This is a genomic window from Dyadobacter sp. LHD-138, from assembly GCF_030929615.1.
Taxonomy (GTDB): Bacteria; Bacteroidota; Bacteroidia; order Cytophagales; family Spirosomataceae; genus Dyadobacter.
In genome coordinates this window covers 28,699-46,444 of record NZ_JAVFVU010000039.1, presented here as the reverse complement: position 1 = coordinate 46,444, position 17,746 = coordinate 28,699, and the positions used below count along the sequence as shown (strand labels likewise).

Here is a 17,746-nt window from a genome sequence, read left to right as displayed (position 1 = left end):
CTTAGTTATCGTCGGCGTCAACGGCTGCATCAGGATTGAAGCCCCAGAAATCGTCTACACGGTTTGTTCCGGAAGCGCCTGTGCCAAAGTAACCAACATTGTTTATAACAAAACCTGCAGCATACCCACGTGTACCTCCTTCAAAAGCGGTTCTTTCAACCCATTTATCAGTAGTCGGAGACCATTCCCAGGTATCTGAGTTTCTGGCACCACCTACGATGTATGCTTTTTCGTTGATGACAAGGGCAAATGCATTAGATCTTACTGACGGAAAATCTCCATTATCGTCATTAAAGACTGTTTTTTGCGTCCAGGCTCCTTTTCCGCTGGTCCCTCCCGGAACAAATTGATACAAATCGCGTACGTCCGCTACCGAATTATTGGTTCCAAATCCTACATAACCTGTGCTGCCAATCGTAAAGCCGGTAGCGCCTCTTCTTTTTCCGCCAAGGAATGTAGCCACCTCAGTCCATGCATCGGTAACGGGGTTATATTCATAGAAATCCTGGTGATATCCCGCAGTATTAAATCCTAATCCCACGTAGCCTTTGTCCCCAACATTGAAAGCCGTGGAGTATTGGCGCGCCGAGGCAGGGAAATCAGCTACGGCTTTCCACTTATTGGTGGTTGGGTCAAACTGATAGAAATCTTTTTTGTATCCATTATCAACGGCTGTGTTTCCATCATAGCCTGTGCCTACATAGGCTTTTCCACTTGCAACAAAAGCCACGGCGTCATTTCTTCCCGTGCCCGGAAAGTCAGAAACCTGTGCCCAGATTTTGGTGGCAGCATCGTAAGACCAAAAATCTTTTACGCGGGCTACGCTTTCGTTGGTATATCCTGTGCCGATATATCCCTTGTTATTAATCATGAAACTTACTGCACTGTTTCTTGGGATACCTCCAAAAGAAGGAATATCTTTCTTGTACCAGTTTCCAACTTTGTCAGGATCAGACTCACTACCACATCCGAATTGAATTAGTGCAGTTGAAGCGATTAGAAGGGTTAACGATGACTTTTTTAAGGTATTAAACATGAAAAAATTCTGGTTTGACTAATTAATACAAATGAAAACAAAAATCGTGGTACACTAGGGATAAAAAAAGCAATTGCGATGAACTGGCTGAATGTGTAGATGAAGAGACATTTTGACCAAATCTACTGCAAACATAACATCTTGGAATTGCTTAGAAAAATTATATATTTACTTTTTGTCGAAAAGTTTCATAATAACCATCACTGATAGGTACTGTAATTTGACCGATTTTGATGCGTTGGCTTCTGATAATATCTATTTTATCAATCGAAACGATATAAGATTTATGTACTCGGAGGAACTGGCTCCGGGGTAATTTTTCCTCTAACGATTTCATAGTCATTCTGGTAACGACCGGATTTAGCTGATTTACGAAATAGATTTTAAGATAATCTTTTAATCCTTCGATATAGCTGACATCCGATAATTTTACTTTGACGAGTGCATAATCAGACATGACAAATAAATATTCCTGATTGATAAAATGCTCTTCCGGGGCGTAATTTTTTTTCTCCCGAAGGTCCAGCAGACTAAATAGTTCATATGCTTTGTCTGATGCTTTCAGGAAACGCTCCCTACTGAACGGTTTTAACAAGTAGTCCAGTACATTCAGGTTAAAGGCTTCTAACGCAAAATTGTCATGAATTGTTGTGATAATTATCCGTGTATTGTAAGAAAGACTTTTAAGAAAATGTAAGCCATCCAGTCCAAAATTTTCTATATCCAAAAATAGAATGTCTACCTTTTGCGTTCTAAGCATGTCTGCCGCGTCATCGGAAGTAGCATAGGTACCTAACAATTCAAAAAAAGGAATGCTGTGAATGTGCTGACTCAAAACTTTCAGATCCGGTTCTCTTTGATCAATTACAATACAGTTTATCTTCCTCATGTGTACTTTAAAATGCAATTTCGGATGTAATATAGAGCTATACGTGATAACAGACAATTTTGTTGCATTTAATTTTGGTCTACACATTTTGCCTGTTTGTCTAATTCCTTTTGTTATTCAGGTTTATATCTGATATTTTTGCATTTTTACTGTTCTTGCGCTAAATGAAATTTAATTATTGTTTTTCTAAAAGACTATTTTCGCCGGTTTCCAGCATCCTTGCCGGATTATATTTGTGCGTTTCAATATCGGGTTGTCAGTCAGGAGATGAAATAGTTTCGCTCGAACAGCGGAATCCTGATGATTTCCTTGTACTGTTTTCCGATACCAGTACAGTTAAACTCTCCACTGTCGGGTTCGACTCGATGATGACGGGCGGTGCAAGTCGTATGTTTGCCGGACGTTTTGCAGATCCTTATTTTGGGAAAATGCATTCAACGGTATTTTTTCAGCCGAGCCTGAAAACGTCTTTCACACTTCCCGAAAAAGCGGTCTATGATTCTTTGGTGTTGAAGCTTGCCTATGATAAGTATTATTATGGCGATACGACTAAGACGCTGAATTTTTCTGTACATACACTTCAGGAGGATATCATGACCAAAAGTCTTTACTTCAATGGCAATACAACGCCCTTTGATGCAACGCCGATCGGAACAAAAAGCTTCAAACCAACACCAACAGCGGTTAATTCTTTACGGATCAAGTTGTCAGATGTGCTGGGTAAAAAAGTTTTTGATCAAAGCGCAGCCAATTTGTTGACTAGCAATGATCAGTGGATCAATATTGTAAAAGGTTTAATGGTCGTAGCGGGAGCAAAGGATAATGCTTCTGTGATCGGGTTTAAAACCGGAGTAGATAGTACGGTAGTGGAACTTCATTATCATACTGCTGAGAAAGACGGAATAACAAAAGGGGTTGGTACATTCGTGATCGAGCGTGAGTACAACCAAATTTTGGCGGATAGAAGCGGTACGGATTTGGCAAAGTTACCAAATACAAGCAGAATTGCATTGCCTTCTGCTCAGTCTGGTGATAAGGTGTTTATTCAGGGAGGGGTGGGACTAATGGCGCGCGCAGATTTTCCAACGGTGAGAAATCTGAGAGACATAAAATATTCGGTTCCCAACCGGGCATTTTTGAAGGTGACGCCTTTCAAAAACTCCGTTGTAAAAGGTGTATTTGGAGCACCTCCGGTCATTTATGTGTATCTTTGTGATAAAAATAATCAGTTTTACAGACCTGACGGAAGCAATTTGGTGCCGCTATCGGATTTGGCTCAAAAGGCGGTAACGGGCGTCTATGTAAACGATATGATTAACAATAAGGAATATTATTCTTTTGATGTGAGTGCGCAGTTTACAGCCATACTGGCCAGCGCGTCCTCAGAATCCAATGGGCTGCTGTTCCTAACATCACCGCTAAGCAGTGCCGAGTATCCTGAAACGCAAACTGAATTTGCACAAAGCCTTACACGCCTTGTCATCGGAAGCCAGCAAAATACAGTAGAGCCTGGTGTGAAGCTGGAACTGTACTATACAACATTAAAACCATAAGGTATTTGTAGTGGTTTAACGGATAAATATTTTTAACAAAAAACGGTTGCAGGATTAACTGCAACCGTTTTTTATTAAAAATACTTCGGATTGATCGCATCACTACATGATGTATCCGTCTTTTGGTAAAATTTTATCAGGAATGGGCGATGCATCAATAATCTGAAGGAGATTAATTTCGATGGTGCGCGAGAGGGCCGTCATCGGTATATCATTGTGATTCCCTTCGAAAGGGCTCTGCATCACGTAGGAAATACCTTCTACGTAGAAAAACAAGAAGGAAATCAGGAAGGTGATCGGGATGGCAATCCGTCCGATGCTGTCGATCAGCCCCATGGGGAGGATAAGTGTAAAAAGAAAGATGATAAAGTGGACGAAAAAACTATACTGTGTCGGGAAAATCGTGTTTTTTATTCGTTCGCATTGCCCCATGGCGTCGCAAAGTCTGCTCAGCGTGTCATCCAGATTTTGGAAAAACAGCGGATGAAGATAATCCTTGTCGTAAGCGTCGTTAATTCGCTGCTGGATCAGAAATAGAATCGCATTGGGGACGTTGCTATGTTTGGATACATATTCGAGCTCCTGCTCGTTTAAATGTAAATTGGCACTAACCAGTACCGGATCTCCCCTCAAAGTGTTACACAGCGCATAACACCAGGCAATCTGGAGATGTGTGATGTTATGGACGATTTCTTTTTTTTCTTCGGGTTCCGTTTTAATAAAGGCAAGAGACTGACGGATCAGTGTCCGGCTGTCGTTAACAATCGCGCCCCAGGACTTGCGGGCTTCCCACCAGCGGTCATAGGCCGAGTTGGTCCTGAAACCAAGCAGCAGCGAGAGGGCAGTCCCGACAATGGAAATAATGGAAAGCGGAAAGATAAGGAAATGCCACTGATGGTATTGATACAGATAAAAGACGACTGCGGCATAGGTGGTTACTGCAAGCACACCTGGCCAGATGCCCTTCAAAAGGCGCCAAATTGAGAATACTTCTTTTACGTACATTCAGGTAAAGTTATTTCGTAATAAGTCAGATTTAAATTGGAAATACAGCAGTTTGCTTTTATTTCATAAATAACGACATAAATACATTTGTTTCAGTATTTATGAAATAAATCAATTTATAAGTGCTTGATAAATTGAGAGCATAGAGCGAAATAAATGAGACAACGCAAGCGCTGATCGGTTGAAACTTACAACATGGATAGAAAACGGTATTCAATAATTATTTAAGCATGTAACGAGTTATAAATAAAAACAGGCGCGAAGCTGTAAGCCCCGCGCCTGTTTTTATTTATGCTATTCATTCAGACTATAATCTCGACTCCCTGGCTTTTTTCCTTTCCTTTCGTTTGAAGGCAATTTTTTCGATTGCTACAAAAAGGACGGGAACTACAAAGATTGCGAGTGAGGTGGCTGCAAGCATCCCTCCGAACACAGTCCAGCCAATTGTTTTACGGGATTCTGCCGCTGCACCACTTGCAAAGGCCAGTGGAAGTACCCCTAGAATAAAGGCCAGCGAAGTCATGATAATCGGACGAAGACGTAATTGCACCGCCTCGAGTGTCGCCTTAACCAAATCCATCCCGGCATCCACACGTTCCTTGGCAAACTCTACGATCAGAATCGCATTTTTCGCGGCGAGACCAATCAGGGTAATCAAACCGATCTGGGCATAAATATTATTGGTAAGATTTGGCAGGAAAGTAAGTGTCAAAATCGAACCGAATGCACCGATAGGTACCGCAAAAAGTACAGAGAACGGAATAGACCAGCTTTCGTACAGAGCAGCCAGGAACAGGAACACGAACACAATGGAGATCGCAAAAATCGTTGTCGTACTGTCACCCGCTTTGATCTCCTCGCTACTCATACCGGAGAACTCATACCCGTAACCGGCCGGAAGGGAAGTGGCAGCCACTTCTTTCAGCGCATTAATGGCCTGGCCACTACTGAATCCTGGTTTTGGTGTACCGTTGATCTCTACCGCACGATAAATGTTATAGTGAGAAATCAACGCAGGGTTTTCCACGACCTTTGTGCTCACGATTGCCGAAAGCGGGATCATACTGCCTGCTTTGTTGCGAACATAAAACTTGTTGATCTGCTCAATGTTTGACCGGAAACTGCTGTCGGCCTGCACCATAACCCGGAAGTTACGTCCGTAAAGGTTAAAGTCGTTCACGTATGTACTACCCAGTAAAGTTGACAGGGTGTTGAAGACATCGTTAACCTGAACCCCTAATTTTTTGGTTTTATCGCGGTCCACATCAATCTGGTAAGAAGGTGTTTTGGCGTTAAAGAAAGTATAGGCAAATCCGATTTCAGGACGTTTGTTTACCTCTGATAAAAACTTCTGGGTGACAGCTTCAAATTTCTTAATGTCATCCGTACTGGTTGTCTGTTGCAATTCAAAGGTAAAACCGGATGTCTGACCCAGACCAGGAATCGCAGGAGGGGCAATGGCCAGAACGCGGGCCTCTTTGATATCAGCAGTACGTTTCTGGATTTCTTTGATTACAGCTTGTACGTGGTGTTCTGCACCTACCCGGTCAGCCCAGGGATGTAAGGTTACAAACATGGTACCTACGTTGGCCTTGTTGGAAAAACTGATTACGTTAAGTCCGGCAAGACCACCCACCGTTTTGATTTCGGGGATAGCGGAAACACGCTTCATGATTTCCTTGATCATCTCAATGTTACGCGTTGTTGAAGCAGCTTCCTGCATTTCATAGGTAACAAAAAGACGGCCTTCATCTTCCAGCGGGATAAATCCGGTTGGTTTGCTTTTGAAAAGATAACCCAGACCGACAAACAGACAGATCATCATGATGATCACATAAGGTGTGCCCTTGATCCATTTCGAAACACCTCTGGTATAAGAATGCGAAACCCTGTCAAACCATGCGTTAAACTTGTCGAAGAATTTTTCAAGTAAATTCTTTTTCTCGTTGGCGCCTTTGGTCGGTTTCAACATCATTGCACAAAGTGCAGGTGTTAGTGAAAGTGCAACAAAAGCGGAAAGAAGAACAGAAACGGCAATGGTAATGGCGAATTGCTGATAAAGCCTTCCTACAATACCGGGTACAAAACTTACCGGAACGAATACGGCCGCAAGGATCAGGGCGATCGCGATTACCGGGCCGGATATTTCTTTCATCGCCTTTTCAGTGGCAGCTTTTGGCGAAAGCCGGCCATGGTCAATGTTATGCTGGACCGCCTCGACCACCACAATCGCATCATCCACTACAATACCAATGGCCAGTACGAATGCGAATAGCGTCAGCGTATTGATCGTAAATCCAAACGGTATAAAGAATATGAATGTACCGATCAAAGAAACAGGGATCGCAAGAATCGGGATCAGTGTTGCACGCCAGTTCTGAAGGAACAGGAATACCACAAGAACCACCAGAATCATGGCTTCTGCGAATGTATGAAGTACTTCTTCAATAGACACGCGTACAACAGACGCCGTTTCAACGGGTATCACGTAGTCAATGTCTTTCGGGAAAGTCTTCTTAAGCTCTGTCAGGGCCTTCATAACACCATCATAGGTATCAAGCGCATTGGCGCCCGGTGCCTGATAGATCAAAACGAATGCAGCCGGTTTCCCATCAACGAAGGCGTTGCTTCCGTAGTCAAACTTACCCAGTTCAACACGGGCTACATCTTTCAGGTATACAAGGCTTCCTTCTGCCGGTGAAGAGCGGACGATAATATTTTCAAACTGTTCCCGCGTATTCAGACGACTGTTTGTAAGCACACTGTATTCAAATGCCTGCTTGTTTGGCTGCGGGTTTCCGCCGACAGTACCTGCTGCAATCTGTAAGTTTTGCTCGGCAAGTGCCGCTGAAATATCGCTTGGCGTCATTTGTAAACTCGCGAGTTTTTCCGGATTCAACCAGATACGCATACCGAAATCATCCGCACGCGAAACAATATCCCCCACACCTTTCACACGCTGCAAGGCGTCTTTCACGTAAATGTTGGCATAGTTACCAATGAACTGAGCATCGTGCGTTCCCTTTGGCGAATATAGCGCCAGAGCGATCATGATACTTGGCTGTCTTTTACGAACCGTTAAACCAAGTCTTTTTACAGCATCCGGAAGTGATGGCTCAGCCACACTCACACGGTTTTGAACGTCAAGCGCCGCGATGTTAACATCTGTACCGATGTCAAAAACGACGTTGATACTGCTTTGGCCGCTACTGGTACTGTTGGACGACATATAACTCATGCCAGGCGTACCGTTAATCTGGGTTTCAATGGCGGTGGTCGTTGTCTGCTCCACCGTCTGGGCATCCGCGCCGGTAAAGATCCCGGATACGGTAACGGTCGGAGGGGTTACGTCCGGATACTGCGCTACGGGCAGTGTTGTTAGTGCAATAAGCCCGACGAGCACGATTACAATCGATGTAACGATTGCCGTAACGGGCCTTTTTATAAAAATATCTGCAATCATTTTTTTAGTATTTAAGGGAATCAGAAGGAGTCTAATGCCTTAAAAGGCAAAAATTCCGTTTAAACTTATCTTACTGATGGTGCGCCAGCAGCAGGAGCTGGTGCGGTTTCTGTTTTGATTGTTGCTCCTTCACGTAAATTCTGAACACCTTCCACTGCAATCTTTTCACCCTCTTTCAATCCTTCTTTCACAATGATATTGCTGCCGATTGGCTGCCCCAAAACGAGTCTTCTCTGGCTAACTTTGCTGCTGTCTCCGGCAACATATACAAAGAATTCACCCAACTGCTCAGTAACCGCTTTGTAAGGAATCATAACCGCTTTGGCCGATCCATTGTTAAGAACGCGCACAGTTCCTGTCATGCCTGCACGAAGCAGATTGCTGTTATTCGGGAAAACAAGACGTGTTTTAATGGTTCCGGTCAGTGGATCTACGGCACGGTCGATCAGCTGAATTTTACCCGGGTAGGGATAGATATCTGTTCCAAATGCCAGGGTGAAAGTAGAGTCTTTACCATTGCTGTTTTTCAAAAGATTGGTAAAACGGAAAATCTCCTTTTGGTCTACATTGAAGTCAACTGCAAGTTGTCCGTCTGTTGAAACCGTGTTCAAAATCGTTTGTCCGGCTGATACTGCGGCGCCCACTTTGACAAGTGAAATACCGATCACACCATCAAATGGTGCGACCACTTTGGTATAACGTACGTTGGTAGAAACGGCTGTAATGCTTGCCTGTGCCGCGTCAGCTTGCTTTTTAGCTACTTCAAGCGCTGCATCGGCGTTGTCGACCAGTTGCTTTGCAACGGCGTCATTTTTATCAAGCTCATGGTAGCGGTCAGCATCTTTTTGTGCTTTTACCACATTGGCTTTTTGCACATTCAGGTTCGCAACCGCCTGCTCGTAATTGGCAGAGTAAAGTTGGGCATCGATAGAATAAAGCAATTGTCCTTTTCTAACACGCGCGCCGTCGCTGAAATGTACGCCTGTGATAAACCCAGTTACCTGCGGACGAAGTTCCACCTGATTAAGTGCCGTAACCGAAGCCGGATACTGATCGTGGTAGACTGCATCCATGGTCGTTACTTCCTGCAAAGTTACATTCACCGCCGGAGGCGCCTGCATAGCTGCCTGCTGAGCGTCCTTTTTTCCGCAGGAAACCAGTACGAAAACCGATAAAGCTGCTGTATAGTATTTCATGGTATTTAAAGACATGGTATCAAAGGGGATTTCAATAATTAATAGTTAAGTTGACCAAGGGCTTTCTGTACGTCGATTTTGTTCGCCAGTACCTGATAGAGTGCATTGTAATAATTAATTCTGGCAAGACGAAGGTCTGTTTCAGATGTAATTACTTCCAGATACGTTTTAATCCCTGACTTATATTGCAACTGGATTACATCGTAAACTTCTTTTGCCAGATCCACGTTTTCTTTCTGGGACAGCAGGTTTGCAAGGCTTCCTTTGTAATAGCTCAGTGCGTTGGTATATTCTGAATTCACATTCAGTTTCAGGTTGGTGATATCCAGGTCCACTCTTTTCACCTGCCATTCCGCCGAATTGATATTGGCTTTGCGTTTTCCACCCTGATAAAGTGGTAAAGTAAGTGTTACCGCTGCGAACGAGTTAGGGAAATTATTTCCGTAAAGATCACCGAATCGTTTGTTCTGATAGTTTAAATTGTAAGCTCCGTTGGCAGCGACTGTCGGTAGGAAGCTCATTTTGTTGTATTTAAGATTCGATTCCAGCAGTCTTTTCTGTGTCGTTAACTGTTGAAATTCGATTCTGGATGTAACTTCTGGTGCCTGAAGGGTGTCAAGCATAATTTCTCTTTCCATCTGAAGGCTGTCGTAGCTGATCTTTAGCTCGTTGCCTAAAGGATAGCCCATCAGCGATTTCAGGAATTCAATTTTGCCTTTCAGAATTTCTTCATTGCTTTTCTTGGAGGCTTTGGTATTGTTGAGCGAAATCGTTGCACGCTTGTAGTCGATTTTGTCCGCAACACCTGATTTGTACTGATTCTGAGCATCTTTTAAGCTTCTTTCCAGACGTACAATATCTTCTGCCGAAACCCGGATCTGCTGTGTCGTTGCCAAAACATCGTAAAACGCTTTGGATACATTCACGGCAAGGTCTGTCTTGTTGAAAGATGTGTTTTGGTTTGCCTGAAGCAATACGTCACCTTTTGTTCTTTTGGCAAGTAAAACATCTCTGTTGAAAATCGCCTGTGAGACCGTAAACTGGCCGGCGGAAAGATTACTTACCCCAAGTTTTACCGGGTTTCCTCCAATGACACTCGTCTGTATAATAAAGTTATGCTGAAGGTTGTAATTGAAGTTAATCTGCGGATACCAGTCTGCAAGTTTACTTTTAACCGTGTTTTCAGCCACACGCTCATCAATGATCGACTGCTGAATTAGAGGCTGATTTTTCATGGCATACTGAAGAATATCTTCCAAAGTACCACTGGCAAGCGTATTTTGTTCTGCGCTGTTTTGCTGGTTGGCTACGCTTGTTTGAGCAAAAACCAGCGCCGGAGCCAGCAGCAGAAGTGAAATACCCATTGCTAAAAGCCTGATCGTTTTAGCTTTAAAATGAAAATTCATGAAAAGGGAAATGTTAATTTGATAATGAAAAAAAGTGTTGATGAATTTCAGGAGGAGGTGCTTGCAGCATTAACTGCCAATCGCCTGATTTAATTCCTGATCAAGTATCACCCGAAAGGTTTTTTTCAAGTGCGTACTCAGTTTTTGTTTCAGGTGCAGGTCGACATCCTGCTGCGTTGCTTCTTCCAGACCGTATAGCGAACGGTAAAAAGGTTGTGTGCTAAGGGTCTGGTTGATGGTTCCAAAAAGCGTTGTGGAAAGCATGTACACGTCGATTTCTTTTTGGAAAACCCCCAATTGCTGGCCTTCTTCGATGATGTTTTCCATGGCTCTGAGGTTTTTTGCCTTCATAGTCCGGAGCAGGTCGGAAATGATGGGGGTGCGGTTGCCCGCGAGTTGTTCTCTCACCACAATGTTATGAAAACACTGTTTTTCAATTAACCGCTCAACAACACCATCGATCATCAGGTTTACTTTCTGAAAGGGAGATAAGTCGGCATTGAGCAGCAGACTTTCAAGACGCGCCAGGAAATCCTTAGACCTGACTTCGAAAAGTGCTTCGATCAGCTTCTCTTTGGAACCGAAATAATACGATATCATAGAGACATTGATATCGGCTTCCTGGGAGATGTCCCGGACAGAAGTTCCGGAGAAACCTTTTTCCGCAAATAGCTTTTCAGCTACTCCGATAATTTGCAATTGTTTGCTGTTATATTCCATTGGCTAGGTAATCGGACGCCATCATAGTAAGGCCGGGCGCACTGATAACAGGACAAAGATAGGTGTTAAAGAAAATAAATCAAACGTTTGTTTGAAAAAATCAAACAGTTATTTGATTAATGAGAGTTAATATTGACATAGTGCAAAATTTAGTGAAATTGGAAGCCTGTTTTGATCACGAGACGGCTTGTTCTTTGGCTACAATCGTTTTCTCGGGCCATATTTTTTCCAGTATCCATGCAAAGGCAATAACCAGTACGCAGCCAATCAGGTTAAGCCATAAAAAGGCTGTCAGGTCTTTCCAGTAACTCAGCACAACGAAAATCTCTCCGAGCACGGCCGCCCAAAAAACGGCTCTGCCGCCAATGTTTTTGAAATAAAATGCAACGAGAAAAATACCCAGAATAACACCGTAAAACAGGGAGCCCAGTACGTTAACTGCCTCAATCATACTGCCTAAACGGCTTGCATACTGCGCAACGAAAATGCAGAAAATACCCCAGAAAAAAGTGGCCAACCGGGAAGCCCGGACATAGTTTCTGTCCTGGTCGTCTTTATGATACATGCGCTTGTAAATATCAACTACGGTGCAGGATGCCAGTGAGTTATAGGCTGCTGCGACGGATCCCATAGAGGCCAGCAATATCACTGCAATCAATAGTCCAAGCATGCCCACGGGCAGGTAATCGATGACAAAACGGAGGAAGATATAATTGACATCATTGACTTCGTCGCCATTCGCTTTTGACAAGAGTGCCTGCGCTTTTCCTCTTACTTCTTTAACATCATTTTCAATGCCGCCCAGAATAATCCGGGACTTATCAATAGCAGGCTGATCGCCGTTATTAAGGGCGTCGGTTAAGGCCATCACATGCGTATGTTTGCCTTGTTGGATTAAGGCGTGCTCGGTTTCAAGCTTCTCAAATGCACCGGCATACTGTGTTTTTTTGATCTTGTTTACTTCCACCTGGTTGAAAAAAAGCGGCGGATTGGTAAATTGGTAAAATGCAAAAACCAGCACGCCAACGAGCAGAATTAAGAACTGCATCGGGATCTTTAAAAGGCCATTCATGGCGAGCCCCAAACGGCTTTGGCCCTGAGAACTTCCCGTAAGATATCGGCCAACCTGCGACTGGTCGGTGCCAAAATAGGAGAGTTGAAGAAAAAAGCCGCCAATAAGCCCGGACCATACATTGTAACGGTTGTTCAGGTCAAAAGAGAAATCAATCAGGTTGGTTTTCCCCATTTTTCCTGCCACATGAAGGGCATCGGTGAAAGACACATTTTCAGGTAAAAGCTTGACGACCATAAATCCGGCAAGGACCATACCCACGGTGACGATACCCATTTGCTGAAGATGGGTATGGGAAACCGCCTTGGCCCCGCCCGACACGGTATAAAGCATGACGATCCCCCCCGAAATAATATTGGTCCAGGTGATGTCCCAGCCGAGAATCGAGGAGAGAATCAGTGATGGCGCATAAATAGAAAGTCCTGTCGAAAGCCCCCGCTGCAAAAGAAAAAGAAATGAAGTCAGCGTGCGGGTGCGCAGGTCGAAGCGACCTTCGAGAAACTCGTAAGCCGTAAAAATCTTAAGCTTGTTGAATTTGGGTACAAAAGTGATGCAAAGCACGACCATGGCCAGCGGAAGTCCGAAATAAAACTGCACAAAACGCATGCCGTCGGTATAGGCCTGCCCGGGAGCAGACAGAAACGTGATGGCACTGGCCTGTGTCGCCATCAGGGATAACGTTACATGATACCAGGGCATCGATTTGTTGGCCAGCAGATAGGAATCAATGTTGCTGTTTTCACGGCTTTTGTAAATGCCGTAAGCGACAATGAAAGTAAGGGTAAGAGAAAGTACAATCCAGTCAAGATAGCTCATTCGAAGTGGGTCATGAATAAATAAAAGAGGGCAATAAGAATAACCAGCGTCGCAATCAGAAGTGCGTACAACTGAGGCCAGGAACTTACGAATGGGGGCAAACCATCAAGATCCTCTGGCGGAGTCAAGCCGTCTTTTTTATTCATTTTTTAAGAGTTCAGGGATTAACGCGGGACGTATAACAGCCCGCGACAAAAATAGAACGCTTTTTGGATTGTTTTAGCATATTTTACGTTTCACTTCTGAGAACCGGCATATATTAGGATTTATTAACAAATAGAAAGCCCTGGCTATTTTAACGTATAACCGAGTTTTAAAGTAGCATAATCCCGGTTGTTAAAATCTTTTTCATCAATTAAATGCATTTCCAGGGCCACTGAAAACGACATGATGTTCATACCGATTCTTGGTGAAATTCCGAAGCGGTTACCCAGAGTTGTTCTGACTTTGGTACTATTTTCATTTGAAGGACTATTGCTGGACGGATATTCCCCGGTGCCCAGAAAATATACACCGGCACCCAAGCCGATGAATGGCGCGAATTTATTATTCCAAAGCTTTATAACATCGCCCGTAACGGCTATCGACCCGATGGGATCGGCTTTTATCCTGCCAGCGTTGGAAAGATAGGATTTCATAAAAGTGTATTCTCCACGAAGCCCCACGGCCACATAGTTGGTCAGCCGGTAAGAAGGCTCCACAGAAAGTGAGATAGCAGAGGCATCCAGGAAATTCTTTTTATATCGCCAGGTCGTTCCGATACCTGCACCCACTTTCACGTTCCAGCGTGGACGGTATTGAAGAAAATCAACCGATTTTTGATCACTGGTCAATGGTTTTAGATTTTCCTCGTTGTTTTGGGCTTGCACGGCATGGAACAGGCCCGAGAATAATAGGAAATAAAGTGCTTTTTTCATGTTGCGTAACGTTGAGATCCGGGGTTAAATAAATTGAACTCGGACATATTTGTCAGATTGACACTGTACGGATCAATTTCCATACCAGTTATACGCGCGGTTGCTTAGGTTTGCAAGGTTTGTTTCGGCTTTTTAAAGAATAATCTAAATGCGTTTTGGAGGAATTCCAGAAGTGGTGACAAGCAATGAATGAAGCCCGGAAAGATGGGTACAGCATAAAATGGCTGCTTTAACCAGGTGAAGAGGCGGAAGCGTAATTTTTTGTTAATATTAGAATATTACAATACTAATATTTTTTGGTTTTTGTCCGGCAAGCTTTCTGGGAGATTTACAAATCGCGGGTTTTGTTGAAAAAAGCCCCAGAATACCACACAATTTAATCCATGCAAGATAAAGTGGATGAAGGAGGAATTGTTGAAGTATAAAACAAAAAGCATCAGGAAAGCCTGCCGTTTCCTGATGCTAAATGACCACTGCTTAGGAGGGGTTTTGTATTACATCCAATATTTCGAGTGATTTCATGCCGCCGGGCATTTTCCATTCTACTTTTTCTCCCTTGCATAACCCTATCAATGCTGCCCCCATGGGCGTTAGAACGGATATTTTGTTCTCTTTGATATTGGAAGCCGCGGGTAAAACGATACTGAACTCCATCTCCTTATTGCTGAGCAGCTCGCGGACTTTTACGTAGGAGTTGAGCCGTATACAACATGGCGGTAATACTTCGTCTTCAACGACAATGGCCCTGTTGAGCTCATAGGATAACGTCATTTCATGACTTTTTGCACTGGAAGAAAACTGCTCTGCAAATTGTTTCAGCATGCGGAAGTCTTCTTCTCCAAGAAGGACCGGAGTTTTTGAACTGTCCATAATTATATTTTTTGATAGTTAAAATTTAAGAATTCTGACATACGCGTCTTACCTCCTGGCTCGTTGAGCCAGGAAACCGCGAAACCAGATTTTGAAAGTTTTGGCAAAAAAATCCATAAGGTATCAGCCCCGACTGGATGCAATTGCACAAAGACGGCCAATGCCAGAAAATGAGTTAAAATGAAATCTTGCCGGAAAGAGCATTTCCCCGAACCCTGGATTTTAGTAGCGGTCCGGGGCTAGAGTATTGAAGTCCTTGAAATTTGAGATAAAATAAAGCTTAACGCAGAAGCTATGAAAGGTTAGCTGACCGTATGGCAATAAGTATTCTCCAACAAAATCAGATGTTCTGTCGGTGGAAACTTTGTACGGATGTTTGAAATGTCTGTTAACCATATTGGCTAAGTTACACTTCATTTACAGACAAAAAAAATTATTGCGGCACTAAAATGTTTCCGGACACTCTTTTTTTACCATAAAATACGAAAAATCGAGTTGTTAGTGGCCTCGCTGTGAGGAAGGAAATTACGAAGTTGTTTAAACTTATTTGAGATAATCCAAGATACGTTAAACGAATTATATCGTGAGACAGTTTTGCCGTCTGCGGTTGGGCAAAATTTCATCAGCCTACAAAAATCCCGGAGGGATGGTATTGTTGTAGCAAGTAAATATCAGGCCGTTCCATCAAACCCCGTCGCGGTGGCCGATTCGTGTGAATAGCCGTTGAATAAGAATTTTTACCCGTGTTTTCTACAATAATATCATCCCTTCTTGATTATCAACTTCTATGTATGATACTCCGTCAAAGTGCGTTTTTTTATTTAAATCATATCTGTCAATGATTTTAAGCGGATTTTCATTGGTCAGCGTGATTTTCAAAGATTAACAGGCAGGATACAGCAGGCTGGATTGTGGTAAAATAATGCTTTACTTTCCTTAAATATTAATGTCAATCACCTTAATCTTCTGTATTTTGAAAAAGTTTACCTTCTATGCTTTTTGTCTTTTCTGTTTACATACCCAGCAGCTGAATGCCCAGAATTTGCCTCCGGTTTTTGGCACGGATTATCCAGCGGAAAAAGATTCACGGGTGCGGCAGTACCTGACGGCCACGAGGATTGTCTGGCAGTCGGACCGTAGTGGTAAAAGTATTGTTGATGCCGGGAATCTTTTACGTCCCGGAACCGGGCAGGCTGACCTTATGCACAAAAACTTTTGCAGGCTTATCAGCAAGGATGGTGAAAAACCAGGACTGGTTCTGGATTTTGGGAAGGAAATTCAGGGAGGCTTACAGTTGGTGACTGACCAGCCTGTGGACCACCGGCCTATTAAAGTCAGGCTGCGTTTTGGAGAATCGGTAAGTGAAACCATGTCGGAGGTTGATACGATAAGCGGAGCCACAAATGACCACGCAATGCGCGATTTCGTAATCGAGGTTCCCTGGCTGGGTGTGATGCAGGTGGGAAATACCGGATTCCGTTTTGTCCGTATCGATTTGGTCGACGCTGACCGTGAGCTTCAGCTGAAAGAGGCCCGGGCGATTTTTGAGTACCGGGACATCCCTTACCTTGGATCTTTTAAAAGCAGTGATGATCGCCTGAACCAGATATGGAATACAGGAGCCTATACGGTTCACTTAAATATGCAGCAGTTTTTGTGGGATGGTATCAAAAGAGACAGACTTGTCTGGGTAGGGGATATGCACCCGGAGATTATGACGATCAACTCAGTATTCGGGCAAAATGAAGTGGTAGCGAAAAGTCTTGATCAGGCCAGAGATATCACGCCGCTTCCCGGCTGGATGAACGGTATCAGCGCCTATTCCATGTGGTGGGTGCTGATCCACAGAGATCTTTATAAGTATCAGGGAGATCTTGCCTATTTAAGGAAACAACAGAAATACCTGGTGGAACTGCTGGATCTTTTGATGAGCAAAACCAAAGATAACAAGGAAGCACTCGACGGAACCCGGTTTCTTGACTGGCCTTCCAGTGAAAATCCGAAGGCGATTCATGCGGGGTTACATGCCATGATGGTGATGACTCTTGAGGCGGGTGCTGAGCTTTGTACGATTTTGGATGAGCCCGCTGAGGCGAAGAAATGCAAGGACACCGCCATCAATCTTAAACTTTATGTGCCAGATGCCAATGGATCCAAACAGGCCGCCGCTTTGCTGGCATTGTCTGGTCTTGTTCCTGCTCAAAAGGCAAACAGTGATGTGTTAGCCGTGGATGGCTGCGCTAGAATGTCTACTTTTTACGGGTACTACATGCTTCAGGCGCGTGCGAAGGCCGGTGATTATCAGGGGGCGATCGATTGTATCCGGAATTATTGGGGCGGCATGCTCGACATGGGCGCAACTACTTTCTGGGAAGATTTTGATCTGGACTGGACAAAAAATGCGGCACCCATTACCGAAGTTGTCCCGGATGGGAAAGATGATATTCATGGGGATTTCGGTGCTTACTGTTACAAAAATCTACGCCATAGCCTTTGTCACGGCTGGGCATCGGGGCCTACTTCCTGGCTTTCTGAGCATGTTCTGGGTGTGAGCGTGCTGGAACCGGGCTGTAAATCAATTAAGGTACAACCCAATCTCGGAGACTTGAAATGGGTTGAAGGCAGCTTTCCCACCCCGATGGGCGTGGTGAAAATACGTCATGAGAAATCGGCGGATGGAAAAATAAAATCCACGATTGATGCGCCCAAAGGCGTGAAAGTGGTTCGGGCTGGGAATTGAAAATGAAGTATAATTAGTTAGCAACGTGTAAAATTTAAGATTGCTATTTTTACGATTCCATAC

The 17,746-nt window shown here is 43.9% G+C and carries 12 protein-coding genes; 2 read left to right on the top strand and 10 right to left on the bottom strand.

The window, feature by feature from the left end:
* Window position 1: 1 nt before the first annotated feature.
* Both RB622_RS24530 and RB622_RS24525 read right to left on the bottom strand, forming a co-directional pair.
* The gene (locus RB622_RS24530; RefSeq protein ID WP_308049386.1) at window positions 2-1,036 is read right to left on the bottom strand and encodes a galactose oxidase; all 1,035 of its coding nucleotides are present in this window, start codon (window positions 1,034-1,036) and stop codon (window positions 2-4) included.
* 160 nt (window positions 1,037-1,196) lie between these two features.
* Window positions 1,197-1,925: a LytTR family DNA-binding domain-containing protein gene (locus tag RB622_RS24525; protein WP_308049385.1), complete on the bottom strand. Its 729-nt coding sequence runs from the start codon at window positions 1,923-1,925 to the stop codon at window positions 1,197-1,199.
* A 164-nt stretch (window positions 1,926-2,089) separates the two neighbouring features.
* On the opposite strand from RB622_RS24525, the gene RB622_RS24520 reads away from it, so the two are divergent.
* Entirely contained in the window at window positions 2,090-3,478 is a 1,389-nt protein-coding gene (locus RB622_RS24520) for a DUF4270 family protein (protein WP_308049384.1), read from the top strand.
* A gap of 102 nt (window positions 3,479-3,580) precedes the next feature.
* Here the strand turns inward: RB622_RS24520 and RB622_RS24515 are convergent, their stop codons facing one another.
* The 8 genes from RB622_RS24515 to RB622_RS24480 all read right to left on the bottom strand — a co-directional run bounded on the left by RB622_RS24515 (window position 3,581) and on the right by RB622_RS24480 (window position 14,943).
* A complete protein-coding gene (locus RB622_RS24515) occupies window positions 3,581-4,483 on the bottom strand; it encodes a bestrophin family ion channel (protein WP_308049383.1) in 903 nt (300 codons plus the stop codon).
* 307 nt (window positions 4,484-4,790) lie between these two features.
* Window positions 4,791-7,946 (bottom strand): multidrug efflux RND transporter permease subunit, encoded by a 3,156-nt coding sequence (locus tag RB622_RS24510; RefSeq protein ID WP_308049382.1) that lies wholly within the window; start codon window positions 7,944-7,946, stop codon window positions 4,791-4,793.
* A gap of 65 nt (window positions 7,947-8,011) precedes the next feature.
* Window positions 8,012-9,142, bottom strand: a complete 1,131-nt coding sequence (locus tag RB622_RS24505; RefSeq protein WP_308049381.1) for an efflux RND transporter periplasmic adaptor subunit — start codon at window positions 9,140-9,142, stop codon at window positions 8,012-8,014.
* Window positions 9,143-9,180: 38 nt separating this feature from the next.
* Window positions 9,181-10,548, bottom strand: a complete 1,368-nt coding sequence (locus RB622_RS24500) for a TolC family protein (protein WP_308049380.1) — start codon at window positions 10,546-10,548, stop codon at window positions 9,181-9,183.
* Window positions 10,549-10,617: 69 nt separating this feature from the next.
* Complete coding sequence (locus RB622_RS24495) at window positions 10,618-11,268, bottom strand: TetR family transcriptional regulator (protein ID WP_308049379.1); 651 nt, start codon at window positions 11,266-11,268, stop codon at window positions 10,618-10,620.
* A 175-nt stretch (window positions 11,269-11,443) separates the two neighbouring features.
* A complete protein-coding gene (locus RB622_RS24490) occupies window positions 11,444-13,156 on the bottom strand; it encodes a sodium:solute symporter (protein WP_308049378.1) in 1,713 nt (570 codons plus the stop codon).
* A gap of 290 nt (window positions 13,157-13,446) precedes the next feature.
* The gene (locus RB622_RS24485; RefSeq protein ID WP_308049377.1) at window positions 13,447-14,073 is read right to left on the bottom strand and encodes a hypothetical protein; all 627 of its coding nucleotides are present in this window, start codon (window positions 14,071-14,073) and stop codon (window positions 13,447-13,449) included.
* A 477-nt stretch (window positions 14,074-14,550) separates the two neighbouring features.
* Window positions 14,551-14,943, bottom strand: a complete 393-nt coding sequence (locus RB622_RS24480; RefSeq protein WP_308049375.1) for a GreA/GreB family elongation factor — start codon at window positions 14,941-14,943, stop codon at window positions 14,551-14,553.
* Between the two features lie 973 nt (window positions 14,944-15,916).
* On the opposite strand from RB622_RS24480, the gene RB622_RS24475 reads away from it, so the two are divergent.
* Window positions 15,917-17,683, top strand: coding sequence for an alpha-L-rhamnosidase C-terminal domain-containing protein (locus RB622_RS24475; RefSeq protein ID WP_308049374.1), 1,767 nt, complete (start codon window positions 15,917-15,919; stop codon window positions 17,681-17,683).
* The last annotated feature ends 63 nt before the right edge of the window (window positions 17,684-17,746 follow it).